Below are 25,683 nucleotides of genomic sequence, written 5' to 3' on the forward strand. Positions count from 1 at the left end.
CGCCCCTATCCTACAGAAATAATCCGAGCTAGGAAGAATGCCCAAGTAGTGGCAATCCCCCCTAGGAGGTAATGGGCTACACCGACGGCACGGCCTTGAATAATGCTCAGGGCACGGGGCTGAATGGCCGGTGCAACTTTCAGCTTGTTGTGGGCCCAAACAATGGACTCAATCAGCTCTTGCCAGTAGCCACGACCACTGAAGAGGAACATGAGGCTGAAGGCCCAAATGAAGTGAGCACCCAAGAACAACAAACCATAGGCGGATAGGGCTGAACCATAGGAGCCAATCACCTGAGAAGCTTGTGCCCACAGGAAGTCCCGTAGCCAGCCATTGATGGTGATGGCACTTTGGGCAAAGTTACCGCCCGTGATGTGAGATACCGTGCCATCGGGAGCAACAGTACCCCAGACATCCGACTGCATCTTCCAACTGAAGTGGAAAATCACAACAGAGATGCAGTTGTACATCCAGAACAGACCCAAGAAGACGTGATCCCAACCGGAGACTTGGCAGGTACCGCCACGACCGGGACCATCGCAGGGGAAGCGGAAGCCCAAGTTGGCTTTATCGGGAATGAGTCGAGAGCTGCGGGCAAAGAGGACGCCCTTCAGCAGAATCAGCACTGTCACGTGGATGGTGAAAGCGTGAATATGGTGCACCATGAAATCGGCCGTTCCCAGAACAATGGGCATCATGGCGACTTTGCCACCGACAGCAACCACATCACCACCAAAGGCAACACTAGCGGTGGCAGCAGCATTGGGAGCCGTACCACCGGGGGCTAGGGTGTGTAGGTGTTGTACCCATTGGGCAAAGACAGGCTGAAGCTGAATGCCAGTGTCGGAGAACATATCTTGGGGACGACCAAAGGCACGCATCGTGTCGTTGTGGACGTACAGACCAAAGCTGTGGAAGCCCAAGAAGATGCACACCCAGTTGAGGTGGGAAATGATGGCATCGCGATGGCGCAGTACCCGATCCAGAACGTTGTTTTGATTCATGGCCGGATCGTAATCACGCACCATGAAGATGGCACCGTGGGCAGCACCACCCACAATCAGGAAGCCGCCAATCCACATGTGGTGGGTAAACAGCGACAGTTGGGTTGGATAGTCGGTGGCCAAGTAAGGATAGGGGGGCATTGCATACATGTGCTGCGCCACAATAATGCTCAGCGAACCCATCATGGCTAGGTTGATCGCCAGTTGGGCATGCCAAGAGGTGGTCAGCACTTCGTACAGACCTTTGTGGCCGGCACCGGTGAAGGGGCCTTTGTGGGCTTCAAGAATCTCTTTGAGGCTGTGGCCAATCCCCCAATTGGTGCGGTACATGTGACCGGCAATGATGAAAAGGACAGCGATCGCCACGTGATGGTGAGCCGTATCCGACAGCCACAGGCCACCGGTAACAGGGTTCAAGCCGCCGTTAAAGGTCAGGAAATCCGAGTAGGCAGCCCAATTAAGGGTGAAGAAGGGAATGACGCCACTCAAAAAACCCCAATCCACTTTGGGATATAGGTCGGCCATCAAGCTGGGGTTAAGGATAAACTCGTGGGGCAAGGGAATATCCTTAGCAGCAACCCCTGCATCCAAGAGTTTGTTGATGGGTAGCGAGACGTGGATCTGGTGACCTGCCCAAGCCAAAGACCCCAAGCCAAGCAAGCCGGCGAGGTGGTGGTTGAGCATGGATTCCACGTTTTGGAACCATTCCAGCTTAGGAGCGCGCTTGTGATAGTGGAACCAGCCTGCAAAGAGCATTAAGCCAGCCATGACCAAGCCACCGATTGCGGTGCAGTAAAGCTGGAACTCATTGGTGATCCCAGAGGCACGCCACAGTTGGAATAGCCCCGAGGTGATTTGGATGCCGTGGAAACCACCGCCGACATCACCATTGAGAATGCCTTGACCCACAATGGGCCAGACCACTTGAGCACTGGGCTTGATACCGGTGGGATCGGCCAGCCAAGCCTCATAGTTTGAGAATTTTGCACCGTGGAAGTACATCCCACTCAGCCAGATGAACACCACAGCCAGATGGCCGAAGTGTGCACTGAAGATCTTGCGGGAAATATCTTCAAGGTCGCTCGTGTGTGTATCAAAATCGTGGGCAAGAGCGTGGAGGTTCCAAATCCATGTGGTGGTTTGGGGTCCTCTGGCCAAGGTGCGGTCAAAATGCCCGGGTTTTGCCCATTTTTCAAACGATGTGGGCACCGGGTCATTGTCAACCACGACTCTGACCTTTGGCTCTCGCTCCGGTGGACTGATGGTCATCGAGTCTCTCCTCTCTCTTAGGCAAGGAAGGAACGAGGGCATTCACCTCGGCAATATAGAAAGATCTTTAGATCAATGATTGTGAAGAATCGTGAATCTAAAGACCCAGAATGGAACGATAAAGCCCGTTCAGGAGGCGAATGCTCAATTCAGCATTATAGAAGGGGAGTACAGACTTTGCCGATAATTAACATTATTTAAGATGCTTGAATTCTTGACATGATTGTGGGGGTATAAATGCATAATATATGCGCTATCATATCCATTGATTTAATACAGGTGGCCGTGGCTCAATTCCCTGTAGAATCGGCTTTTGGGGCGATCGCCCCCGACATGTAAATTGTTTTAAGTTTTATGACAAAAGTGATTATTTGTACCACTGATGCGCCTAGGCCGGTCGGCCCCTATAGCCAAGCCGTGCGGCAAGGGGAATGGGTCTTTCTCGCAGGGCAAATTGCCCTTGATCCAAAAACGGGTGAGATTGTTGGTGGCGAAGATGTCAAGGAGCAAACCCGCCAAGTGATGGATAATCTCAGTGTTGTCCTCAAGGCCGCCGGTAGCGATTGGTCACAGGTGGTGAAAACAACCGTGTATCTTGCAGACCTCAATGACTTCGCCGCCATGAATGAAATCTATGCTCAGTACATGGATGCCGAGACAGCGCCTGCCCGTGCCTGTGTGGAAGTATCGCGCCTGCCGAAGGGAGTCAAAGTTGAAATTGACTGCATTGCCTACTGTCCTACAACGGCCTAACGGCAATCACCGAGGCACGGAAATTATACTCTTTGCCCTCTAATTCTACGGGCGTTCCCACTTTGATGGCCATATTCCCTAGCACCGGGCCATTGTTCGTGATTTGGCCTCGGCCTTCGAGGGTCAGGAGCAAGTTGCTACTGTAGGCCATCTCTGGGCGGGGATCTGGCAGCGCTTTAACCGACCCATCGGGCTGGGAAACAGTAACTGTGCGCGGCAGAACCTGGACATTTTTCACAGTGATTTGGCCGTAGGGCTGGTTGCGAATAATAAAGTTGGCGGTACTGCTCTTGGGAATTAGGTCTTGGGGAGTGGGAGTACTCAGACCCAGAACGAGAACATCTACTTCAATAGGTTGGGCAGCGGTCATTTGTGCCAACGAGGTGCCCGATCGCCCCGGCAGGAGGAACAAGCCCGCCAAAACGCACAGGAGAACAAGCCCTGCCCCAAGGTCTAGAAGACTCAGCTTGCCAAAAAGACGGCCATAGCGATCAATGAGTTTCATCGGCACTCTAGCTTAAACCCGCAGCAACATCCTACCACACGGGTTCTCCCTAACCGGCTTGCCAAACCCAGAGTTCCCCTTGGGTGCCCCCGGCGGCTAAATACGATCCCTTGGGGTGCCAAGCAAGAGTTGTGAAGTATTCTTGGGCACCTTGCAGTAACTCCTGCGGTTGAGTTTGCTGCCAATAACACAGCCATCCCTCATCGCCACTGGACACGAAGCCTTGACCTTGGGGATGAATAGAGAGGGCGCGCACAGTGCCACGGTGCAGATCCAGCACTTGGGGTTGCCAGCCGCTTGCATCCTCGCTGAGGCGCCAGAGGATAATCCCCTCTTGGGAACTGCTCAGGAGCTGGGGGGCTTGGTTAGTGGTTTCCAACCAGTGAAGATGCCGCACTTTACCGGGAAAGCCCTGCATGTGCCACGGATACTGATCGCCCCAACGCCAGACAAAAAGGGTGTGATCCATGTTGCTGGCCGCGAAATATTCCCCTGTGGCAGACCAGGCTACGCCCACTGTTGCAGACATAAACCCCAATTCTTGGGGATCGGCATCCCAATCTTTAGCCGACCACACCCGCACACCGCCATAACCGGCAACGGCCAAAGCATCACCCGTAGGTTGCCAAGCCAAAGCCAGCACTGACGAGGCCGCAAAATCAAGGGTGGCAATGACATCGGCTTGAGCCGCATCCCAAATCTGGACGTAATGACCAAGACTAAAAGCAACCCAAGGCAATGTGGGATGCCAAGCCAGTTGATCAATCCAGTGGGAACCGTAGTGGAGCACCTGAAGATTCTCAGGGTGAGCTAAGGAACCAATGAGTACCCGTCCCTGCTCTCCCGCCGCTGCCCACCACTGGCGATCGCTGGCCACCGCGAGGATCGTTAAGCTTTGATCGGTCGCCGTTTGCAAGATGAGTTGCTCACCCACCTCTGGATCAATGTGATAGACCTCTCCTGCGGCGGAAGCGGCCAACAGATGGCGATCGCCCCACGCCAAGGCGGTGACGTACTCTTGAAGTTGGGTTTGCCCTAGTGGGATCAGAGAATTCACCAGTCACGCCCCTAGTGGAGGGTGTCGAAATAGATCTGAATGCCGACAATCATGGCAAACATGAGGACAATAAACAAGCTGATGATCAGCCAGTGCCCCGCTACATTCACGTCAAAGATCTCACCATAAATGTTGTAGAGCCGGTCAATAATGCCTTCTGCTTGGCCAATGGCTTTTTCCCGCTTCAGCATCCAGTTAGAATACCGTTCTTGCCAAATCTGCAGATCATCCTTGTAGTTGGTCATCTCCTCTTGGAAGGTGGCAAAGGCGGCTGGGGTGGTTGGCGTTCCTGGTTCCGTGGGCTTTTGCGGTTCGGCCTCATCAAGGGCTGGGGTGTAGTAGCCACAAACCCCCGGGAAGTAGCAGGTCTTAGAGAGTTGGGCACCCGTGCAACGACAGCTTTCGGGGGGATGGGTTTCATTGGGTTTCGTCCAGCAGGGATCCAAAGCGACATCCTTGCCCACTTTTGTAGTTGTGACAAAGGCTTCAAAGGGCCACTTGGTTAGGGTAAAGACATTCATGACTTGGCCAATCGGATTCATCTGAGAGGGGGCAATAATCCCGCCCCCAAATGTGACTTGGGGAATAATAAAGAGAATTAACAACAGGGGGGCGATCGCCATAGACCAGACCGAGCTTACTGTCCAAGTCACGGATGCGATAGCCAGTGTCCGTCTTAACAATTTCAAAGTGATGCCGCGAAATGGTCGGATAGGAAATCACAATTTCGTTGTGGGGCGATCGCCCTACCCGTACCGTGGGTTGCAAGAGTGGAAATTCCTCGACGGAAGCGGGCGTACTCATTTGCAGAAAGGGGGATGATTCTTGATCCGAGGCTAAAACCGTTGCCTCATTGCTATGGGATGCCATGGGACACAGGATCAACACACCGACGGTTCCCCTTCACGATAACAAGTGTCCTTGAGTCTTGGGGAAGGCCTAGACTAAACCGTTACGAAGTGCAACAACCGCCGCCTGCACACGGTCATCCACCGCCAACTTGTTCAAAATACCCCGCACATGGGTCTTGATAGTATTTGGACTGAGAAACAGCTTACTGGCAATTTCAGGGTTACTATAGCCTTCCACCATCAGCTTCAGGACATCCAGTTCCCGCTGCGACAGGTGATAGTCCATTGTCGGTTGGGGCGGATGCAGGTGCTGGATCACATGGCGGGCAATCTGGGGATCAAGGTAAGTGGCTCCTTCTTGGGCAGCAGCGATCGCCATCAGTAATCGCTCAACGGTTTCTCCCTTGATACAGTAGGCATCGGCACCACTAGAAAGGGCAGCAACAGCTTCAAGAGCCGATTGGTGGGAGGTAAGCATCACCACATGAATGTCAGGAAATTCTCGCTTCAGCCGTTGGGTGGCGGCAATCCCGTCTAGCCTTGGTAGGCCAATGTCCATAATGACCACTTGCGGCTGCAACTGCCGTGTCATATCAATGGCGCCATAGCCATCTTCGGCATAACCCACCACAGCAAACTGCTCTCCTAGGGCTTGTCCTAGCCCCAGTTGCATCATTGGATCATCTTCCACAATCAGGAGCCGCAGCTTGGGTGCCATGGTGGGCGGGGAAGTGCATTAACCGAGACCCGGAACGTTCAAGCCACCTGTTAACTCTTCCATCCGTTCCCGCATGGTAGCGGTGGATTTTTGGTAGGCATCGCGCATGGCAGCGGTCACCAAATCAGAGAGCACTTCAGCCCCTTCACTCAGGAGATCTGGGCTGATTTCGACGCGGCGGGGTTCTTGGGTACCACTCATAATCACTTTGACGGCACCCCCCGCTGCTTGACCCTCAATGTCCATTTTTTCGAGGTCTTCTTGCAGCTTCTTGGCGCCTTCTTGAACTTGTTGTGCTTTCTGGATGGCTGCGGCCAGCTCCTTCATTTTGCCAAGACCGAAGCCAAAACCCTGTCCCTGTGCCATAGTGTTCCTTCTATACAGTGCGGACTATTGACTGCTATCTTATCACTGTCTTGAGAAGGGATTAGCGCGCTGCACGGGCAAGGGCATTGTAGAGACCATTGAGGACGGGAGGGGAAGGGAGGGGGGGCGAGTTCTCGAAAATTTGCATCGGAGTAAGATTGGGTCGACCATAGAAGCGGCTGCTGCTTCGGCGGTCAAAACTAATATTGGCGCCTTCTAGGGCAACGCCGGCAAACAGACCCGCACTGCGTGTGTAGGAAAAGACTTGGGGACTCGGATCCGTAGGACTGACGACTTCGCCACCCACAGGGCCTGCCGCAACGGAGACATTGCCGCCTAGACGAAAGGACTGCGCCAAGCTGCGCATGACGACGGATTTATCCATGAAGGCCAGCACCACATCCGTGGATTGGGCACCAATTTGCAGGCCAAAGCTCCCGCCGGTCATTGTGATAAAGGCGGGCTTACTCCATTCATTATTTTCATTGCGCACAAGCAGAATACCGGCGCCACGGCGGCCCCCAAAGAGAAAGCCCGCTTGAACGACATTGGGAATAATGGCAATTCCTTGAGCGCGCTGGACAATCCTCGGTGGAATGCGGTTGTTGTTGTTAAATGTAAACTCGCCAAGGACAAATGTGGCATTCTCGACCCGTTGCACCATGCGAGAATCAGGGGCATTTTGGGCAAGGGTGGTATGGGGGATGAAAATCAGGGCGATCGCCCCTACAATTGCAGCGCCGGCTCGGTGAAATCGTGCCATAGGAAAACTCAATTCCATCGCAGTTCCTCTTATTTGTGCGTCAATGCATCGTTAGACGAGCCAACCTTATCTGCCTGTTCCCTGACCTGTCATGCCCTAGTTGGCAGTAACAAACCTGAAGAAAACCTGTTTTTTGATTTTCTGCAACCGATTTCCGGCATCTGTTGTTAAAACGGATGTGGCAGAATGTAAAGGGTTTTGCCTGCACTAGTGATTCATACCTAGTTCGTCTTTCCAAGCAGGCAGCTCTCATGGAAAGTTAGGTGGCACGCATGGAACCCCTGTATCAATACGCTTGGCTGATTCCCGTTTTACCCCTGTTGGGAGCGCTGATTGTTGGCTTTGGCTTGATTGCCTTTTCAGAGACCACCTCGAAACTGCGGCGACCCAGTGCCATTTTCATCATGGCGTTGATGGCGATCGCCATGGTGCATTCTCTGAGCCTTTTCTGGAGTCAAGTCCAAGGCCACGCCCCCTATACGCAAATGATTGAATGGGCAGCGGCGGGCAATCTCCACATTGCCATGGGATACGTGATTGACCCCTTAGCGGCATTGATGTTGGTCATCGTCACAACGGTGGCCTTTTTAGTCATGCTCTACAGCGATGGCTACATGGCTCATGATGCGGGCTATGTTCGCTTTTTTGCCTATCTCAGCCTGTTTGGCTCCTCGATGCTGGGGTTGGTGGTCAGTCCCAACTTGGTGCAGGTCTATATCTTTTGGGAATTGGTGGGGATGTGCTCCTACCTGCTGATTGGCTTCTGGTATGACCGCAAAAGCGCGGCGGAAGCAGCACAGAAGGCATTTGTTACCAACCGTGTCGGTGATTTTGGCCTTTTGTTGGGCATGGTGGGGCTATTTTGGGCGACGGGTACCTTTGACTTTGGTGGCATGGGCGATCGCCTGACGGAACTGGTCAATACCGGCCTACTTTCCCCTAGTCTTGCCGCCATTCTTGCCATCTTGGTCTTTCTCGGTCCTGTGGCCAAATCTGCCCAGTTTCCCCTGCATGTGTGGCTGCCGGATGCGATGGAAGGTCCGACCCCCATTTCTGCTCTGATTCACGCGGCAACCATGGTGGCAGCCGGGGTCTTCCTGATTGCGCGGATGTTCCCTGTGTTTGAGCAATTGCCCCAAGTGATGACGATCATTGCTTGGACGGGGGCCTTTACGGCCTTTATGGGGGCAACCATTGCCATCACCCAAAACGACATCAAAAAGAGCTTGGCCTATTCAACCATTTCCCAACTGGGCTATATGGTCATGGGGATGGGCGTGGGTGCCTACAGTGCTGGCCTTTTTCACCTGATGACCCATGCCTACTTCAAAGCGATGCTCTTTCTTGGATCGGGGTCAGTCATCCACAGCATGGAAGGGGTGGTTGGCCATAACCCAGACTTGGCTCAAGATATGCGCTACATGGGGGGGCTGCGCAAGTACATGCCGATTACGGGGGCAACGTTTCTAGTGGGGTGCTTGGCCATTTCTGGCGTGCCTCCCTTTGCTGGCTTTTGGTCAAAGGATGAAATTTTAGGCGCGGTTTTTCATGCCAACCCGGCAATGTGGCTGCTGACGTGGCTCACGGCGGGCTTAACCGCCTTTTACATGTTCCGCATGTACTTCATGACCTTTGAGGGCAAGTTCCGTAATGTGCCCCCAGAGTTACAGGAGCACTATGATCACAATGCCCACCACGATCAGCACGCTGCTGAACCCCATGAATCTCCTTGGACAATGACCCTACCCTTGGTGGTGCTAGCGATTCCCTCGACGTTGATTGGTTTTGTGGGTACCCCCTTCAACAATCTCTTTGAGGCCTTTATCCATGCTCCCGGTGAGGAGATGGTGGCGGAGCACGCGGTGGATTTGACAGAGTTTCTCATCCTTGGCGGTAGCTCTGTGGGCATTGGCCTGATTGGCATTACCTTGGCCTCCCTGATGTATCTCAAGGGCACTCCCAGTCCGCAGGCGATCGCCAAAGCCATTCAACCGCTGTACCAGTTCTCACTGCATAAGTGGTATTTCGATGAACTCTATGAAGCGGTCTTCATTAAAGGCTGTCGTCGCTTGGCGCGTCAGGTCTTGGAAGTGGATTACAACGTGGTGGATGGCGTGGTCAACCTCACGGGCTTTGTCACGATGGTCACTGGTGAAGGACTGAAATACTTCCAAAATGGCCGTGCCCAATTCTACGCCCTCATTGTGCTGCTGGCGGTGTTGGGATTTGTCATCTTCTCGGTGCAAGCCTAACCCCGGTCATGGTTCTTTCCCAACTGCTGGAGGAGTAAACACGACTGCCATGAGTACGTTTCCTTGGCTGACAACGATTATCCTGTTCCCAATTGTGGCTTCCTTGGCGATTCCCTTCATTCCAGATCCCACAGGCAAAGGACGCCCAATCCGCTGGTATGCCCTGACGGTGGGGTTGATTGACTTTGCCTTGATTGTCTATGCCTTCACGAATTTCTATGACCTGAACACCCCCGGCATGCAACTGTGGGAAAGCTATGACTGGATTCCCGAAATTGGCCTGCGCTGGTCAGTGGGGGCAGATGGCCTCTCGATGCCGCTGATTTTACTCACGGGCTTTATCACCACGCTGGCGATTTTGGCGGCTTGGCCAGTGACCCTGAAGCCGCGACTCTTTTATTTCTTAATGCTGGCGATGTATGGTGGCCAGATTGCCGTTTTTGCCGTGCAGGATATGCTGGTCTTTTTCCTTGCGTGGGAACTGGAGCTGATTCCGGTGTACCTGCTACTGGCCATTTGGGGGGGGCACAAGCGTCAATACGCGGCAACAAAGTTCATTCTCTACACGGCTGGTAGCTCCCTCTTTATTTTGGTGGCGGGCTTGGCCATGGCCTTCTATGGCGACACGATTAGCTTTGATATGCAGACCTTGGCGGCCAAGGACTATGCCATTGGTTTTCAACTGCTGGTTTATGCCGGCTTTTTGGTGGCCTACGGCGTCAAGCTGCCGATTGTCCCCCTGCACACGTGGTTGCCGGATGCCCACGGTGAAGCAACAGCGCCGGTGCACATGCTGCTGGCGGGGATTCTCCTGAAGATGGGCGGCTATGCCCTGATTCGCATGAATGTCGATATGCTGCCGGCAGCCCATGCCAAGTTTGCCCCCGTTTTGGTGATTTTGGGGGTGGTCAACATCATCTATGCGGCGCTGACTTCCTACGCGCAGCGCAATCTCAAGCGCAAAATTGCCTACTCCTCGATTTCCCACATGGGCTTTGTGCTGATTGGGATTGCCTCGTTTACCAATTTGGGCATGAGTGGGGCAATGCTACAAATGGTCTCCCACGGCTTGATTGGGGCGAGTCTCTTCTTTTTGGTGGGTGCCACCTATGACCGTACCCACACGCTGATCCTTGAGGAAATGGGCGGTGTTGGCCAGAAAATGAAGAAGATCTTTGCCATGTTTACGGCCTGCTCCTTGGCCTCCCTTGCCCTGCCGGGGATGAGTGGCTTTGTGGCTGAACTCATGGTCTTTATTGGCTTTGCCACCAGTGATGCCTATTCGTTGCCCTTCCGCGTGATTGTGGTCTTTTTGGCGGCAGTGGGGGTGATCTTGACACCGATTTACCTGCTGTCGATGCTGCGGGAAATTTTCTACGGCCCTGAAAACAAGGAACTGGTGGAGCATGAAGCCCTTGTGGATGCTGAACCCCGCGAGGTGTTTATCATTGCCTGTCTTTTGGTACCAATTATTGGCATTGGCCTCTATCCCAAGCTATTGACGCAAATTTACGATGCCACCACGGGGCAGGTGATTGCGCGAGCGCGGGAAGTGGTACCGACACTGGCTCAGCAGGTGGATCAACCCTTAGGGACACTGGTGGCACCGAGCCTGAACTCTCCCTCTAAATGAGTTGGCTGCGAGACTGGGTACTGGGGGAGTGGAGTTGGTTGCGCTTGGGGCGATCGGCACTCCTGATTTATCTGATCATTGCGGTCTATCTCTACTTTGGCGCCGATGCCCTCATCTTCCATCCACCCCGTCCTACCTACTCCCTTTCTGAGGAGATCCGGCTGATTCCAGTGGGGCAGGGCGATCGCCTTGCGGTGCGGTATGTTGCCAACCCAGACGCTCACTTTACGCTGCTGTTTAGTCACGGCAATGGGGAAGACCTCGGCATGGTGGAACCCTTTCTACAGACGCTGCGGCAGTGGGGGTTTTCCGTCCTCGCCTACGACTATCGTGGCTACGGCTTGAGTTCGGGTCGCCCTAGTGAGCGTCATGCCTACGCAGATGCTTTGGCAGCCTATACCTATCTCACAGAGGAACTGCGAGTCCCCCCAGAGCGGGTGATTCTCTATGGCCGTTCCCTTGGCGGTGGGGTGGCGACGGAACTGGCAACACAGGTTGCAATTGCGGGGTTGGTCTTAGAAAGTACCTTTACTTCCATCTTTCGGGTGGTGGTACCTTTCCCGTTGTTTCCCTTTGATCGCTTTATCAACCGAGATAAACTGCCGCAAGTCAAGGTGCCGCTGTTGATTCTCCACGGTACTGCCGATAGCATCGTGCCCTTTCGTCATGGCCAATACCTTTTTGCCATTGCCCGTGAGCCAAAATTTTCCCTCTGGGTCGAGGGTGCCGATCACAATGATTTTGTTGAGGTGGCGGGCGATCGCCTGCGGATAGCGTTAGAGGAATTTGCTGCTTTTCTGAAGGCACAATCTGCCTAGGGTGTTTATTAAGGGAAAGCTGATGTTCCCAGTAAGGGACAGTTGTTGAGGTACGCTGAGATCGTAGCGCGAAAAGATTTTCTTATGGATGCTTTGGCTCTTTGGCAGCATTACCAAGACTGGTTGTACTACCACCCTGAGTTAGAGTTCTATGTGGATGTCAGTCGTATGGGGCTGACCCTAGAAGTGGTACGTCGCCTAGAGCCAGCTTTTGAGCGCGCCTTTCAGCAAATGAAGGAATTGGAAGCAGGGGCGATCTCCAACCCCGATGAGGGCCGCATGGTGGGGCACTACTGGCTGCGGGATGCCGATTTGGCACCAACTCCAGAACTGCGTGCCGAAATTCGCGATGCCATTGCCCAAGTGAAGCAGTTTAGCCAGCAAGTCCACAGTGGCGCCATTGCTCCACCCCAAGGGGGTCGCTTTACCGAGATTCTCTCCATTGGCATTGGGGGGTCTGCCCTAGGTCCGCAGTTTGCGGCGGCTGCCCTTGCCCCTGTGAATCCGCCCCTGAACATTCACTTTTTGGACAACACCGACCCTGCCGGGTTTGAGCGGGTTTTTGCGGAACTAGGCGATCGCCTGCGGACGACATTGGTGATTGTCATTTCCAAATCGGGGGGGACACCGGAAACCCGCAATGGCATGCTAGAAGCCCAAGCCCGCTTCCAACGTGCCGGCCTTGCCTTTGCCGATCACGCCGTCGCCGTCACCCTGCCGGGCAGTGGCCTTGCCCAAGTGGCGGAGTCCAACGGTTGGCTGGCCATTTTCCCGATGTTTGACTGGGTGGGGGGGCGCACCTCGGAACTGTCAACGGTGGGTCTATTGCCCGCTGCCCTGCAAGGGATTGACATTGATGCCCTCCTCGCGGGAGCAAAATTGATGGATCAGGCAACCCGCGTGCCGAAGATTCGCCAAAATCCCGCTGCCCTACTCGCCTTGGCTTGGCACCATGCGGGCAATGGTCGGGGTGAAAAAGATATGGTTGTCCTGCCCTACAAAGATAGTCTGCTCCTGTTTAGCCGCTACTTGCAGCAGTTGGTAATGGAGTCCCTCGGCAAGGAAAAAGACCTCGACGGCAACATTGTCCACCAAGGGATTGCGGTCTATGGCAACAAGGGAACCACGGATCAGCATGCCTATGTGCAGCAGTTGCGGGATGGCCTACCTAACTTCTTTGTCACGTTTATTGAGGTGCTGCGGGATGGCCAAGAACCCGCCATTGACGTGGAGCCGGGGATTACTGCGGGGGATTACCTCAGTGGCCTACTCCTCGGCACCCGCCAAGCTCTCTATGAAAAGAATCGCCCCTCCCTGACGGTGACGATTCCGGACGTGACCCCGAAAACCGTGGGTGCTCTGATTGCCCTCTATGAGCGAGCGGTGGGTCTTTATGGCTTCTTGGTGAATATCAATGCCTACCATCAGCCGGGGGTGGAAGCGGGGAAAAAAGCAGCGGCGGCCAACTTGGCGTTGCAACGGCAGATTGTTAAAGTCTTAGAACAAAGTGATGAACCCCTAGACTTGCAGGCGATCGCCGACGCTGTCAATGCGCCGGATCAACTGGAGCGGATTTACCTGATCCTGCGGCACCTTGTGGCCAATGATCGCGGCATCGAGCAACTGGGGGATCCAGGGCAGCCAAGTCAATTGCAGTTTCGGTGGCAACGCTAATGCAGCGGCGGCAATTTTGTCAGGGGTTGTTTGCCTTGGGGGCGATCGCCCTCAGTGGGTGTCAAGCCACTGCCAATACAGGACTCACCGTCTATTTACTGCGAAAATCCTTACCCCCCCAATTGATTCAGCGCTTTCGTCAACAGGCCGGCGTGGGACTTCAGCTGCGGCTGCGGGAAACCCCCCAAGAGTTAGCCAACACCTTTGCAGCGGGAATCCTCGGGTCAGCCGTCCTCAGTCTCGGGGATGCTTGGATAGCTCAGGCCGTGGCGCAACGACAGATTGCCCCTATTCCCAAACCACTGATTCAAAACCGGTGGGACTGGGCTGAACCGTGGCAGCCATTACTGCAACTCATTGGCAAAGACGATGCTCTCTGGGGTCTGCCCTATCGCTGGGGGGCAACAGTCCTCATTTATCGCCGCCAGTTCTTTGCCGATTTGGGCTGGGAACCCACAGATTGGGATGTCCTATGGCATCCAAGCGTTCAAGGCCACTATAGCCTGTTAAATCAGCCGCGGGAAGTGATTGGGTTGACGCTGAAATCCCTAGGGCTATCCTACAATGCCCCACCCACCCACCCCGAATTACGGCAACGCTTGCAGCGTCTCCGCCAAGGGTGTCGTTTTTTTAGTTCTGACGCCTACCTGCAGCCACTGATGCTGGGCAGTACACAATTAGCAGTGGGTTGGTCAACGGATGTACTGCCGCTGCTGAAGCGAGATCCGCAGACCTATGCCGCCGTGTTTCCCGCCAGTGGGACAGCGCTGTGGGTGGATTTGTGGGTCTGTGGCCAAAACCCCGATGCGGCAGCCTTGGCTTGGTTGAACTACTGGTGGCAACCGGAAGTTGCTGAGCAACTCAGCCAGTTTAGTGATGCTCCCTCGCCGCTGGTGAGCGATTTAAGACGCACTCTCTTGCATCGCTATATTCCCCTAGCGACTCCCACCGCCTTTGCCAAGAGTGAACTCCTGCTCCCCCTCGATGTGGCTGCCCAAAAACGCTATGACACCCTTTGGCAGGAAATGTTTTTGCCCCTCTCCTAAGTGTGCCGCGGTTGCCTTGAACCACCTAGGATTTCTGCCACATAGGCGAGGGCTTGGGGGCGATCGCGAATTTCTCCCCGCGCTTGCGCCGCTTCCACAGCTCGCAACAATTCACCCACACGCGGCCCCGGCGAGACCTGAAACACTTCTACCAGATCGGCACCCCGCACCAATTGGGGGGGATGGGCAATGGCATCCTTGGGGTCTAACCACCCTTTGACCAAGGGCACTAGATGCGCTTTGGGGATGCCCCGGCTCAGGGCAAGGGCAACAAAGGCTGGAAAATAGCTACCCGCCGCGCGGAATAGATAGAAGGCTTGCTCGCGGTTCAGGGGGTGTTCGAGGGGGACTAGCCAGTGGTTGAGCAATCGGCACAGGACTTGGACAATGCGAATTTCATCAGTGGTGTAGGTGAGGGCAGTTAGTTCCTCGGCAGCGCGGCGATCGCTGGCATTCACGAGGCAGGTGAGCTTGGCCAAAGCCGCTAGGGTTCGCCGTTGGGGTTCGCCGGGGGCAGTTGTTGCGGCAATAGATGTCGTTAGCGCTGGCCAAAGGGCTGGGAAGGGAAAATTCCCTAGGGTGGATTCAAGGGCATGGTAGTGGGTAATCCGCTCCTCGGTGACCGACGGCAGCCACACCGCCAACACGCCATCGCGAAAAGCAAGGGTGAGATAGGGGGCACTCTCAAGGGCACTGAGAAAATAACTGAGTTCCACCCGCACCCGTTCTGGGGCGACTCGTCGCAGTTGGGGGGCAAGGGTTTGGATCACCTGCCGCGTTTCTGGGGTGATGGTGAATTGCAGTTGGGCAGCTTGGCGATAGGCGCGTAGGAGTCGCAGGGGATCAGCAGCGAGATTTTCTGGTGCGACATAGTGAATTTGGCGGCGTTGCAGATCTTGGAGGCCACCGAGGGGATCGATGATGTGGTGGTGGTGAATGTCGTAGGCAATGGCATTGAGGCGAAAATCGCGATCGCTCAAATCGGTCAAGAGGGTTTCTCCGTGCCGCTGGGCAATATCCACCGTTGTATTAGCAAAGACTAAGCGGGCAATCTGACGCTGCCGATCCAAAACCACTAAACCAGCCTTGTACTTATCCGCCAGTTTTTGGGTCAGGGCAATCGCATCCCTCGGCACAATAAAATCCAAGTCGGGGCACGAATTGATCCGGCCTAGGAGCGCATCCCGCACCGCTCCCCCCACGAGGTAGGTATCGGCCGGTAAATCACTGACTGCGATCGGCCAGCGACTAAAATCAAAGGGTTGAAGGGCGACCATTAGAGCTGGTTGAGAGCGATCGCTTGCCCCCCAAGGGTGACCCTCAAGTTTTCCCCCTGCACACAGACGAGCCCTGCGGCGGTTTCAATGGTGAGGCAGTTATTTTCAAATTTGAGTAAGCCGTTCCAAGGCGGGACTGCTGGGGCAGAGGTGGTGGGCAATCCAGACGGGACACTTTCTAGCCAAATCAGCGAGGCATCCCCAGAAAAGTGGCGATCGCCCATCGCCGTTTTGATTATCAGACCACCGCCCGCCGACGGTGAAAAGGCAATATCGCAAATGGGCTGCCACTCCTTGCCCACCAACAGTTGCAATTGCTGTGGCTCCTGAGGTGTGGCAGTGGACTTGAGCAGTAACCACCAAGTTTTCCAAAGTTGCCGTGCCGTTCCCCAACGCACCACCTGTCCCGACGGAATGGCGACCTGTTCGTAGTGCCACGCCGGTACGGGTTCACTGACGTATTGTGTGGGCAAGAAGGAATGGGCTTGGAGGACACTGGCCACCACATCGGCAAAGGGCGCCTCGGCAAAAAGGGTTACTTTTTCATTGGCCACACTCTCACCTTCTACCACCGCCACCACCGTTTCCGTGACCGTGCGCAATTGATAGCAGTGATTGCCGAGGCTAACCACCTTCAAATCAGCACTTTGGTAGGTACTGGGCAGGGGGTGTTGTTGCAGGATCAGCATTTGAATCACCTGCTCATTCGTCCACTCAATCACGGTGGTTTCGTTCGCAGTGGCCATTGGCTTAGCCATTGGCGTTGGGGCGGGCAACGGAACCTCTTCCATTTCCCCAGCCTCAAAGACCACTTCGCCATTGGGCAGGATAGTTCCTGAGAGCTTGGCTTCCTCTAAGTCTTGGCGGCGGGCGATCGCCCCGGTCAGATCCGCCTCTGAGAGATCTGCCCCCACCACATTTGTATCCTTCAGATTACTGTCGTGGAGCACCGCCCCCTTGAGGATGGCCCCACTGAGCACCGCCTGCTGCAAATTGGCGCGTGAGAGGTAGGCACCCACTAGGATGGCGCCACTGAGCATGGCTTCCTGCAAGTTGGCATCGGTCAGATTAGCACCACTCAGATCTGCACCAATCAGATTTGCCCCCCGCAGATTGGCATTGGCCAAGTTGGCCTTGATCAAATCCGCTCCACTCCAGTTGATGCCCTGAAGATCCGCCCCCGCTAGATCCACATGGCTCAGTTGCACCAGCGGGAACACACTGCCCGCCAAATTCACACCCCGGAAATTCCGCACCCCACGGGCAAATTCGCTTAACAAGGTTTCAAGGGTAATTGCTTTGCTCATAGCCGCTCACTAGCAGGGCACCACAGAGTTTTTCAAGCCCACTGCTATAGCTATTCTAGGTCTTGATTCCCATCCAGAGGAGCCAGTCAGCGATGCCATGGTTTGTCAAAATTGAACGCGGTATTGTGGACAAAGCCACCTTTGATCGCCACGTTCCTGCCCACCGTGCCTATGTGCGCGCCCTCATTGCCGCAGGGCATCAAGCCCGCACGGGATACTGGGCTGAGCGCGGGGGTGGCATGTTGTTGTTTCAGGCGGATTCCCGGCAAGCCGCTGAAGAAATTGTTGCCCGCGATCCCCTCGTCCAACACCAGTGTGTCCACTACGAACTCCATGAGTGGTGTATCGTCGAAGCCCCCGATTAGCCTTGGCGCAGTTTTTCTGCCCAGACACGGGTGGGTAGCCCCCACACGTAGATAAAGCCCTCGGCGGCCTTGTGATTAAATTGATCCTCGGCACCATAGGTGGCCAAATCGGGCGTGTAGAGGGAGTAGGGAGATTGCCGCCCCACCACCCGTGCGGTTCCCTTAAAGAGCTTGACGCGCACGGTACCCGTCACCCGCTTCTGGGTCTGTTGAATAAAAGCATCCAAGGCTTCCTTGAGGGGGCTATACCAAAGACCGTTATAGACCAAACGGCTGTAGGTCTCTTCAATCCCCCGTTTGTACTGCGTCACATCGGCGGTTAAGGTCAAGCTTTCCAAATCGCGGTGGGCGTCAATAAGCACCAAGAGGGCAGGGGCTTCGTAAATTTCGCGGGATTTAATGCCGACAAGGCGATTTTCAATCATGTCAATGCGACCAAAGCCGTGGCGCCCCACCCGCTCATTGAGTTCACTCACCAGCGTTACGGGATCGAGGGAGCGGCCATCGAGGCTAACGGGAATTCCGGCCTCAAAGCCAATATCCACATACTCCGGGGAGTTGGGGGTATTTTCAATGGCTTGGGTCATCAAATAGATTTCCTCAAGGGGTTCAATCCACGGATCCTCAAGGGGGCCGGCTTCAATACTGCGTCCCAAAAGATTGCGGTCAATGCTGTAGGGGGAAGATTTTTTCACAGGCGCAGGAATGCCAAAGCGTTCGCCATAGGCAATGGTTTCTTCGCGGCTCATGCCCCATTCGCGAGCGGGTGCCAGGACCTTGAGGTTGGGATTCAGGGCGGCGATCGCCACATCAAAGCGCACTTGATCATTGCCTTTCCCTGTGCAGCCGTGGGCAACGGCATCGGCACCATACTCAGCAGCCGCATCCACCAAGAGCTTGGCAATCAGAGGGCGAGCAAGGGCCGTCGAGAGGGGATAGCGATTTTCGTAGAGGGCGTTGGCCTGAAGAGCGGGAAAGGCATAGTTGCGGATGAACTCAGCTTTGGCATCGACCACCAGCGAGGCACTGGCACCAGCATCAAGGGCTTTTTGGCGAATGGGTTCCAGTTCATCCCCCTGTCCTAAATCAGCGGCGAGGGTAATGACTTCCTTCACGCCCCACTCGTGCTTGAGATAGGGAATACACACGGAGGTATCCACTCCCCCCGAATAGGCCAAAATGACTTTTTCTGCACGCCCCATGATTCTTTCCTGAAATAAATGCGATCGTTACTATAGCGGATCTGTTTGCCAGAAACGTTATAGCAATAACCGTTTCGCCGAGCCTTACATCTGTTTCACTTCGTTTGCTAGGGGCAGGCCTTGCTCAAAACAGGTCAGATTTTCAATTGTCGTGCGGGCAATATCCGTGAGGGCATTGCGGGTAAAGAAGGCTTGGTGAGCAGTAATCACCACATTGGGGAAAGATTGCAGGAGTTGGAAGGTGTCGTCCTGAATAATCGTGTCCGAGAGATCCTGAAAAAAGAGGGAGTCTTCCTCTTCATAGACATCAATGCCCAGATAACCAATTTGGCCGCTTTTAATGCCCTCAATGACTGCTTTGGTGTCCACCAGCTTGCCACGACTAGTATTGATCAACATGACACCGCGCTTCATTTGGGCGATCGTGGTCGCATTGATCAGGTGTTCATTTTCGGGGACAAGGGGGCAATGAAGAGTGACAATGTCCGATTCAGCCAAGAGGGTTTCTAGGGTTGTGTAGGTGCCTATCTGCTCAAAGTCTTTGTTGGGGTAGGGATCATAGCCGTAGAGGTGGCAGCCAAAACCAGCCATAATCTGAGCAACAATACGGCCAATTTTACCCGTGCCAATGATGCCGACCGTACAACCATGGAGGTCAAAGCCCATCAGCCCCTCTAAGGAAAAATTATCATCGCGCACGCGGTTGTAGGCACGGTGGAGTTTGCGGTTTAGCATCAGGATCAGCCCCACCGTATGCTCCGCTACCGAATAGGGGGAATAAGCACTGACGCGGGTAACTGTGATGCCCAAGCTGGCCGCTGTTGCCAAATCCACATTATTAAAGCCCGTACAGCGCAGCGTCACCAGACGCACCCCCAACGCTGCCAGCCGTTTGAGGGTCTCTGCCCCCAGATCATCATTGACAAATACACAGACGGCCTCATGTCCCTCGGCAAGGGAAGCTGTTTGAGGACGCAGTAGCACATCGTAGTAGGTGAGGAGATGGGGATGACCTTGAGCTTCATTGGCGGCATTCAGAAACTGGCGATCGTAGGATTTGGCACTGAAAACGGCAACTTTCATAGCATGGCTCTCCTAGCCCAAGTGACATTACAGCCCTTTTCACTAGGGTTGAACACTCTAGAATCCTGAGAACGTTAATGGCGGACAGCATGCCGATGTGTCCTGTCTGTTAACCCCATATTCCACAAAAGAGCTGTAGTTAGCTTAGCGAGTGTCAGCTTAAGGTTGTGTTAAGGGAGGACAAATACCCAGACAACTGCTTAGGGGATGCCCTTAGCGCTTGCGAAAAAACTGGCGAATGGTTGCGGCAATATGCTCAATGGTGGCATCGCTCAATTCAGGCCAAATGGGTAAGCTGAGAACCTCGCTGGCAAGGCGATCGCTCACCGGATTGGGTGGAGATTGCCCCTTATACATCGGACAGTGATCTTGGGGAATCGGGTAGTAAATCATCGAACTAATACCAGCCGCCTTCAGGTAAGCCGCGAGCGCATCCCGCTGGCCATTGAGCACCCGAATGGTATATTGATGAAACACATGCCCTGGTGAGACTGCTGGGGTCACCACCGCCTCAAGACCCGCCAAGGCTTGGTTATAGGTTTGGGCGACTCGCCGTCGCTCTTGATTCCAGCGATCGATATGGGGTAGCTTCACCCGCAGAATTGCCGCCTGTAGGCTGTCCAAGCGAGAATTGTAGCCAATCATTTCGTGGTGGTAGCGTTGACGGGAGCCGTGAACCCGCAGCATGCGCGATCGCTCGGCTAAATCATCATCATTGGTGGTAATCAGCCCCCCGTCGCCATAGGCACCGAGATTCTTGGTGGGAAAAAATGAAAAGGCTCCCATGGTACCGATCGCCCCCGTGAACCGATGAGCTAAAGCCTCTTGAGTTGCCGTTTCACATTGACAGTTCTCACAGGGCGGACAATAGCGGGCACCAAAGGACTGGGCACAATCCTCAAGAATGGCTAACCCATGGGCTTGGGCAATTTCAACAATTGCTCCCATAGCAGCTGGCCGCCCAAATAAATGAACCGGCAAAATCGCCTTGGTGCGGGGGGTAATGGCTGCGGCAACTTTACTGGGATCAAGGTTAAAAGAGTCCAGTTCCACATCCACAAAGACCGGGCGGGCACCCACCAAACTAATCGCCTCTGCCGTCGCAAAAAACGAAAAGGGGGTGGTAATCACCTCATCCCCAGCACCTATTCCCAAACTGCGCAGGGAAATCACCAGTGCATCTGTCCCTGAATTAACTGCTACCGCATGGCGCACCCCTAAATAGGCGGCTACCTCTTCCTCAAAGGCCTGTACCTCTGGCCCTAGAATGAACTGACCGGATGCCAGTACGCGGGCAACTGCGCGATCGATGTCTGCTTGCAGGAATTGATATTGGGCCTTGAGATCAAGAATAGGGATGGTATCCATGAGAGAGCGCAAGTCTTTATTATCATCCTCTCACGAGCGTAGTGTGGTTTTAGCGAATTAAGCTAGGCTTAGAGTGTAGAGCCGTTCTCAAGGGCGGGGTTCCAGACCCGTTTTTTTTGATGAATCCCCAAGAGTTGTTAAAACGCTATGCCAGCGGTGAACGGGACTTTAATCGTGCCAGTTTGACAAATGGCGAGTTTATCAACGCTGATTTACGGGGGATTATTCTCTCCCGTGCCGACATGGAGTGGGTCAACCTGAGCGGGGCCAATCTCAGTGGTGCGGTGCTGTGTGGCGCAGAAATTGTTAATGCCATGCTCATCAAGGCAGAATTGGTGGATGCCAACCTCGCTGGCGCAAACCTTAGCCGCAGTGATCTCAGTTGGGCAAACCTGACGCGAGCCAATCTCAGCCGCGCTGAACTTAGTGAAACCACCCTGCGGGGAACGGTGCTTCAGGGTGCCAATCTCTCTCGTGTGGACTTGGCGAATGCGGATCTACGGGGATTGACACTCGACGGCGTTAACCTTTCGGGGGCAAATTTACAGGGCGCGAATTTGCATGGCACGGATCTAAAGCAGGCGAACCTAACCCGTGTGGATTTAATTCAGGCGGATGTCAGCAATGCCAATCTCAGTGGTGCGAACCTCAGCGGTGCCAACCTGAGTGGCGCGAACTTAACGGCGGCGAATCTCACGGGAGCCAATCTCAGCCGCGTTGATCTCACGGAAGTCAAGCTCAGTGAAGCCAACCTTGCCAAGGCCAACCTTGTCGGCGCGGAACTGGCCAAGGCGGATCTGTCCTCCCTAGAACTTTCAGATGTCAACCTCAGTGGTGCCAATCTCAGTGGTGCGAACCTGAGCCATACCAACCTTAGCCGTGCGGATCTCAGTGGGGCAAATTTACGGGGCGCCAACCTCAGCCATGCCAAACTGGTGGGCACCAATCTGCAGGGGGCGAATCTCCAAGGGGCAAACTTGCAGGGGGCATTGCTGGACAATGCGGATTTGAGTCAAACGGATCTACGCAGTGCCAATCTCAGTGGCCTCGTCTTTAATGGCGTGAAGCTGCGGGGTGCCAATCTCAGTGGTGCCAATCTTCGCGAAGTGGAGTTAACGGAAGCCAACTTTAGCCGTGCCGACTTGGTAGAAGCGAATCTCAGCCGTGCCCGCTTGGTGGGAGCCAACCTGAGTCGTGCTACTCTCTCAGAAGCGAATCTCAGCCGCGCCACCCTCAGTGGAGCTACCCTGAGCCGGGCAACGTTTAGTGGCAGCTTACTGGGAACTGTAGATCTCAGCGGTGTTAACTTGAGTGGGGCAGACTTAGGGGACGCCAACCTCTCAGGCTCTAACCTGTCGCGGGCGGATTTGACGCGGGTGAACCTGACTGCTGCGGATATGAGTGGTGCCAACCTCAGTGAAGTGGATTTGCGGGGTACGATTATGCCCGATGGCCGACGGCGAGCTTAGGCGGGGTCTTTTTCGGGGACGGCTTCTTCGGCAGCTTCAACCGGCTGGGGTCTCGGTGGTGCTTGACGGCCAAAGAGGTGCACCAAGTGCTTCAAATGAGCGGCAAGTTCAGGGGTAAGTTGACCCGCAGTTAGGCGCCACGCCCAGTTGCCTTCGCTCGTACCGGGGAAATTCATGCGGGCATGACTATCGAGACCGAGCAAATCTTGAACGGGAAGAATGGCTTGGTTGGCAACGGTTCCTAGGGCCATGCGAATCAAAGCCCAGTGGGGTTCGCTGGGGGTATAGCCCAAATAGTCAATGAGGCGCTGCTGTTCCCAGTCACTGAGGGTGCGGTACCAGCCGACAGTTGTGTCATTGTCATGGGTGCCAGTGTACACCACACAGTTGCGCTCTTGATTAAAGGGTAAAAAGGGATTATCCGAACCACCGCCGAAGGCAAACTGGAGAATTTTCATCCCCGGAAACTGAAACTGATCCCGTAGGGCAATGACATCGGGGGTAATATCCCCTAAATCCTCGGCGAGAATAGGCAGTCGTCCCAAAGCAGCTTGCAAGGTTTCAAAGAAGGCAGCACCAGGACCCAGTTGCCACTCACCGTTGACGGCTGTTTCCTCCCCTTCGGGCACTTGCCAGTAGCCCTGAAAGCCGCGAAAGTGATCCACACGGATAATGTCCATGTAGGAGAGCAGGGCACGGAAGCGCTCAATCCACCAAGAGTAGCCATCGGCAGCAAGGGCTTTCCAGTTGTAAATGGGGTTGCCCCAGAGTTGTCCTGTGGCACTGAAGTAATCTGGAGGCACACCGGCCATGAGGGCAGCCGCACCCGTTTCTGGATTGAGTTCAAAAAATTGGGGAAAGGCCCAGACATCGGCACTGTCGTGGGCAACATAAATGGGAATATCACCAATAATCTGAATCCCCTGTTGATTGGCGGCTTCCTTGAGGGCGTGCCACTGCTGGTAAAAGAGAAATTGCTGAAACTCGTACTCAAAAATGCGCTCTTTGAGAACGGCTTGGATCGCGGCAAGGGCGGTTGGTTCGCGATCGCGCAAAGGGGCGGGCCATTCATACCACGGCTGTCCCTCGTGGTGATCCTTCAGCGCCATAAAGAGGGCATAGGTGGGCAGCCAGTAGTGGGCAAGGGCTTGAAAGTCGCGAAAGGCCTGCCAGTCTTCTGGGGTGGCTTGATTCTGAAAGCGTTGAGCAGCAAGGCGCAGCAGGGGGAGTTTTTGGCTAATGACAGCCTCGAAATCGACGCGATCGCTATTCTCAAGCGTGAGTCCTGCCAAATCTGCTTCCGTTAACCAGCCCTCCTTGACCAGTTCATCCAAGCTGATCAGCAGTGGGTTGCCGGCCATCGCGGAGTAGCACATATAGGGGGAATTGCCAAAGCCCGTTGGCCCTAGGGGCAAGACCTGCCAGTACTGCTGATCACTGGCAACCAAAAATTCAAGGAACTCACGAGCTGCCGCACCCAAGTCACCAATGCCATGACCACCAGGCAGGGACGTGGGATGAAGCAGTAAACCACAGGAGCGGGGAAAGTGCATTATTTAAGCCACGGGGAAACTTGAGCTAATTATCGCCCAATTCTGGATCGGCAATCTCGCTGGATTCCGCTAGAATTTCTGCTTCAAGGGCGGCTAGCTCCTCTGGCGACATCCGCGCAAGGCGATCGCTCATCACGGCCTCCTCATAGTCTTTGAGTTGCTGATGGTAGGTCATCCGTCCCGTAAAAACCCGCAGGAGATAGGTGGAGAGCCAACCCAGAACCACCAAGACAAAAATGGCTTGACTCCAAATCCCTGCTTGAAGCGGCTCAATCCCCGCAATGCGCAACAGCAGATAAACCAAGCCGCCCGTAAAGAAAACACCAATACCAATCCCTAGAACATCAATGCGGCGCATAGCACCTAGAAATCGAGAGAGCGCGGTTGGGGACGAAAGTTAATAAAGGGAGCCAGCAGGAGTAATCCCGGAAAGAAGAACGTCACCAGAAAGTACATAAATGCCCGCTCAAAGGAGCCAGCCACATACCAGCGAGCATTCAAATAGGCATAGACGATCGCCGGCACCACCAGCAGATACAGCCCTGCCAAGGCGCCATAGACACCGAGTACCAAAAGCTCTGTTGAAACTGCCATAATTGCTACCTCTTCACCAACGATGACCAAACTACTCTGCAACGGTGCGGGTTTCGCTCACGGCTTCCCCAAGGGCAGGAACGGCCATTCCCATGGCTTGCGCAAGGGCTGGAGGCGGCGCTTGGCGGCTGGGGGCATTGAGATATTGACCGGTGAGAATAGGGGGCACCGGCTTCATCTTGTGCTTGGCGGTAAAGAGGCGATGGGTTTGGGCAAGGTTGCCGCGCTCACTGATATGCTCATTGGCAATTTTCTTGCGCAGCTTGACGATCGCATCCATGATCGCTTCTGGACGGGGCGGACAGCCGGGCAAATAGACATCCACGGGAATCAGCTTGTCCACACCACGCACGGCGGAATAAGAATCAGAGCTAAACATCCCCCCTGTGATCGTGCAGGCACCCATGGCAATCACGTACTTGGGATTGGGCATTTGATCGTAGAGGCGCACCAAGGCGGGTGCCATTTTCATCGTGATGGTGCCAGAGGTGATGATCAAATCCGCCTGACGGGGGCTGTTGCGGGGCACCAAGCCAAAGCGATCGAAATCGAAGCGCGAGCCAATCATGGCCGCAAACTCAATGAAGCAGCAGGCAGTGCCATACATGAGCGGCCATAGGCTCGATAGCCGTGCCCAGTCATAAACATCGTTGAGGGAAGTAAGGATGATATTTTCCGCAAGTTCTTGGGGAACTTCAGGACGAGCAATTGGATTGAGGATGGCAGGCGAGGTCGTATTGGTCATAGGGTTCCCTC

The 25,683-nt window shown here is 54.6% G+C and carries 25 protein-coding genes; 8 read left to right on the plus strand and 17 right to left on the minus strand.

All coding sequences use genetic code 11. The features are described 5' to 3' along the window. Nucleotides 1-5: 5 nt before the first annotated feature. Nucleotides 6-2,273 (minus strand): photosystem I core protein PsaA, encoded by a 2,268-nt coding sequence (psaA, locus tag RHK62_RS01305; protein ID WP_206200734.1) that lies wholly within the window; start codon nucleotides 2,271-2,273, stop codon nucleotides 6-8. A gap of 354 nt (nucleotides 2,274-2,627) precedes the next feature. On the opposite strand from psaA, the gene RHK62_RS01310 reads away from it, so the two are divergent. Further along, complete coding sequence (locus RHK62_RS01310) at nucleotides 2,628-3,026, plus strand: RidA family protein (protein ID WP_310453153.1); 399 nt, start codon at nucleotides 2,628-2,630, stop codon at nucleotides 3,024-3,026. Here RHK62_RS01310 and RHK62_RS01315 read toward each other — a convergent pair. The 7 genes from RHK62_RS01315 to RHK62_RS01345 form a co-directional block, all read right to left on the minus strand. Further along, nucleotides 3,013-3,531, minus strand: a complete 519-nt coding sequence (locus tag RHK62_RS01315) for a DUF4330 domain-containing protein (protein ID WP_206200736.1) — start codon at nucleotides 3,529-3,531, stop codon at nucleotides 3,013-3,015. The genes RHK62_RS01310 and RHK62_RS01315 overlap by 14 nt on opposite strands. Before the next feature lie 49 nt (nucleotides 3,532-3,580). Then, nucleotides 3,581-4,588, minus strand: a complete 1,008-nt coding sequence (locus RHK62_RS01320) for a WD40 repeat domain-containing protein (RefSeq protein ID WP_310453154.1) — start codon at nucleotides 4,586-4,588, stop codon at nucleotides 3,581-3,583. 11 nt (nucleotides 4,589-4,599) lie between these two features. Then, the gene (locus tag RHK62_RS01325; protein ID WP_310453155.1) at nucleotides 4,600-5,130 is read right to left on the minus strand and encodes a hypothetical protein; all 531 of its coding nucleotides are present in this window, start codon (nucleotides 5,128-5,130) and stop codon (nucleotides 4,600-4,602) included. Then, on the minus strand, nucleotides 5,075-5,458 hold the full coding sequence (locus tag RHK62_RS01330) for an FHA domain-containing protein (RefSeq protein WP_302677080.1): 384 nt from the start codon (nucleotides 5,456-5,458) through the stop codon (nucleotides 5,075-5,077). The genes RHK62_RS01325 and RHK62_RS01330 overlap by 56 nt, the downstream gene beginning before the upstream one ends. 69 nt (nucleotides 5,459-5,527) lie before the next feature. Further along, entirely contained in the window at nucleotides 5,528-6,157 is a 630-nt protein-coding gene (locus RHK62_RS01335) for a response regulator transcription factor (RefSeq protein ID WP_302677081.1), read from the minus strand. Between the two features lie 18 nt (nucleotides 6,158-6,175). Continuing rightward, on the minus strand, nucleotides 6,176-6,523 hold the full coding sequence (locus RHK62_RS01340) for a YbaB/EbfC family nucleoid-associated protein (RefSeq protein ID WP_206200739.1): 348 nt from the start codon (nucleotides 6,521-6,523) through the stop codon (nucleotides 6,176-6,178). A 61-nt stretch (nucleotides 6,524-6,584) separates the two neighbouring features. Then, a complete protein-coding gene (locus RHK62_RS01345) occupies nucleotides 6,585-7,286 on the minus strand; it encodes a lipid-binding SYLF domain-containing protein (RefSeq protein WP_225901613.1) in 702 nt (233 codons plus the stop codon). Nucleotides 7,287-7,558: 272 nt separating this feature from the next. Here RHK62_RS01345 and RHK62_RS01350 point away from each other — a divergent pair, with 272 nt between their 5' ends. The 5 genes from RHK62_RS01350 (at nucleotide 7,559) to RHK62_RS01370 (ending at nucleotide 14,709) form a co-directional block, all read left to right on the plus strand. After that, nucleotides 7,559-9,538, plus strand: a complete 1,980-nt coding sequence (locus tag RHK62_RS01350) for an NAD(P)H-quinone oxidoreductase subunit 5 (protein ID WP_302678652.1) — start codon at nucleotides 7,559-7,561, stop codon at nucleotides 9,536-9,538. 49 nt (nucleotides 9,539-9,587) lie between these two features. Then, nucleotides 9,588-11,171, plus strand: a complete 1,584-nt coding sequence (ndhD1, locus tag RHK62_RS01355) for a photosynthetic/respiratory NAD(P)H-quinone oxidoreductase subunit D1 (RefSeq protein ID WP_310453156.1) — start codon at nucleotides 9,588-9,590, stop codon at nucleotides 11,169-11,171. Next, nucleotides 11,168-11,989: an alpha/beta hydrolase gene (locus RHK62_RS01360; RefSeq protein ID WP_286649692.1), complete on the plus strand. Its 822-nt coding sequence runs from the start codon at nucleotides 11,168-11,170 to the stop codon at nucleotides 11,987-11,989. Before ndhD1 ends, RHK62_RS01360 begins: the two co-directional genes overlap by 4 nt. An 84-nt stretch (nucleotides 11,990-12,073) precedes the next feature. Further along, nucleotides 12,074-13,663, plus strand: a complete 1,590-nt coding sequence (locus tag RHK62_RS01365; protein ID WP_310453157.1) for a glucose-6-phosphate isomerase — start codon at nucleotides 12,074-12,076, stop codon at nucleotides 13,661-13,663. Beyond that, a complete protein-coding gene (locus tag RHK62_RS01370) occupies nucleotides 13,651-14,709 on the plus strand; it encodes an extracellular solute-binding protein (RefSeq protein WP_286668755.1) in 1,059 nt (352 codons plus the stop codon). The genes RHK62_RS01365 and RHK62_RS01370 overlap by 13 nt, the downstream gene beginning before the upstream one ends. Here the strand turns inward: RHK62_RS01370 and RHK62_RS01375 are convergent. Both RHK62_RS01375 and RHK62_RS01380 read right to left on the minus strand, forming a co-directional pair. Further along, a complete protein-coding gene (locus RHK62_RS01375) occupies nucleotides 14,706-15,986 on the minus strand; it encodes a CCA tRNA nucleotidyltransferase (RefSeq protein ID WP_310453158.1) in 1,281 nt (426 codons plus the stop codon). The genes RHK62_RS01370 and RHK62_RS01375 overlap by 4 nt on opposite strands. After that, nucleotides 15,986-17,293 carry a pentapeptide repeat-containing protein gene (locus RHK62_RS01380; RefSeq protein ID WP_206200746.1) on the minus strand — a complete coding sequence of 436 codons (1,308 nt, stop codon included), beginning with the start codon at nucleotides 17,291-17,293 and terminating at the stop codon, nucleotides 15,986-15,988. The genes RHK62_RS01375 and RHK62_RS01380 overlap by 1 nt, the downstream gene beginning before the upstream one ends. A 92-nt stretch (nucleotides 17,294-17,385) precedes the next feature. Between RHK62_RS01380 and RHK62_RS01385 the strand changes: the two genes are divergently transcribed. Then, nucleotides 17,386-17,658, plus strand: coding sequence for a YciI family protein (locus tag RHK62_RS01385; protein WP_302677089.1), 273 nt, complete (start codon nucleotides 17,386-17,388; stop codon nucleotides 17,656-17,658). On the opposite strand, the gene RHK62_RS01390 is transcribed toward RHK62_RS01385, so the two are convergent. The 3 genes from RHK62_RS01390 to RHK62_RS01400 form a co-directional block, all read right to left on the minus strand. Then, a complete protein-coding gene (locus tag RHK62_RS01390) occupies nucleotides 17,655-18,860 on the minus strand; it encodes an argininosuccinate synthase (protein WP_302677090.1) in 1,206 nt (401 codons plus the stop codon). The genes RHK62_RS01385 and RHK62_RS01390 overlap by 4 nt on opposite strands. Before the next feature lie 84 nt (nucleotides 18,861-18,944). Beyond that, the gene (locus RHK62_RS01395; protein WP_302678657.1) at nucleotides 18,945-19,943 is read right to left on the minus strand and encodes a 2-hydroxyacid dehydrogenase; all 999 of its coding nucleotides are present in this window, start codon (nucleotides 19,941-19,943) and stop codon (nucleotides 18,945-18,947) included. 213 nt (nucleotides 19,944-20,156) lie between these two features. Next, nucleotides 20,157-21,311, minus strand: coding sequence for a DegT/DnrJ/EryC1/StrS aminotransferase family protein (locus RHK62_RS01400; protein ID WP_302678658.1), 1,155 nt, complete (start codon nucleotides 21,309-21,311; stop codon nucleotides 20,157-20,159). Between the two features lie 119 nt (nucleotides 21,312-21,430). Here RHK62_RS01400 and RHK62_RS01405 point away from each other — a divergent pair, with 119 nt between their 5' ends. Beyond that, nucleotides 21,431-22,780, plus strand: a complete 1,350-nt coding sequence (locus RHK62_RS01405) for a pentapeptide repeat-containing protein (protein WP_302677093.1) — start codon at nucleotides 21,431-21,433, stop codon at nucleotides 22,778-22,780. Here RHK62_RS01405 and malQ read toward each other — a convergent pair. Genes malQ through ndhK form a run of 4 tightly spaced genes read right to left on the minus strand, consistent with a single transcriptional unit; the run spans nucleotide 22,777 to nucleotide 25,672 of the window. After that, a complete protein-coding gene (malQ, locus tag RHK62_RS01410; RefSeq protein ID WP_310453159.1) occupies nucleotides 22,777-24,333 on the minus strand; it encodes a 4-alpha-glucanotransferase in 1,557 nt (518 codons plus the stop codon). The genes RHK62_RS01405 and malQ overlap by 4 nt on opposite strands. A gap of 25 nt (nucleotides 24,334-24,358) precedes the next feature. Then, nucleotides 24,359-24,691 carry a DUF3007 family protein gene (locus tag RHK62_RS01415; RefSeq protein ID WP_302678660.1) on the minus strand — a complete coding sequence of 111 codons (333 nt, stop codon included), beginning with the start codon at nucleotides 24,689-24,691 and terminating at the stop codon, nucleotides 24,359-24,361. Between the two features lie 5 nt (nucleotides 24,692-24,696). Next, complete coding sequence (ndhL, locus tag RHK62_RS01420) at nucleotides 24,697-24,927, minus strand: photosynthetic/respiratory NAD(P)H-quinone oxidoreductase subunit L (RefSeq protein WP_302678661.1); 231 nt, start codon at nucleotides 24,925-24,927, stop codon at nucleotides 24,697-24,699. A gap of 31 nt (nucleotides 24,928-24,958) precedes the next feature. Beyond that, the gene (gene ndhK / locus RHK62_RS01425; protein ID WP_302677095.1) at nucleotides 24,959-25,672 is read right to left on the minus strand and encodes a photosynthetic/respiratory NAD(P)H-quinone oxidoreductase subunit K; all 714 of its coding nucleotides are present in this window, start codon (nucleotides 25,670-25,672) and stop codon (nucleotides 24,959-24,961) included. Nucleotides 25,673-25,683: the final 11 nt, after the last annotated feature.

This window comes from Thermosynechococcus sp. HY213 (assembly GCF_031460975.1).
Taxonomy (GTDB): Bacteria; Cyanobacteriota; Cyanobacteriia; order Thermosynechococcales; family Thermosynechococcaceae; genus Thermosynechococcus.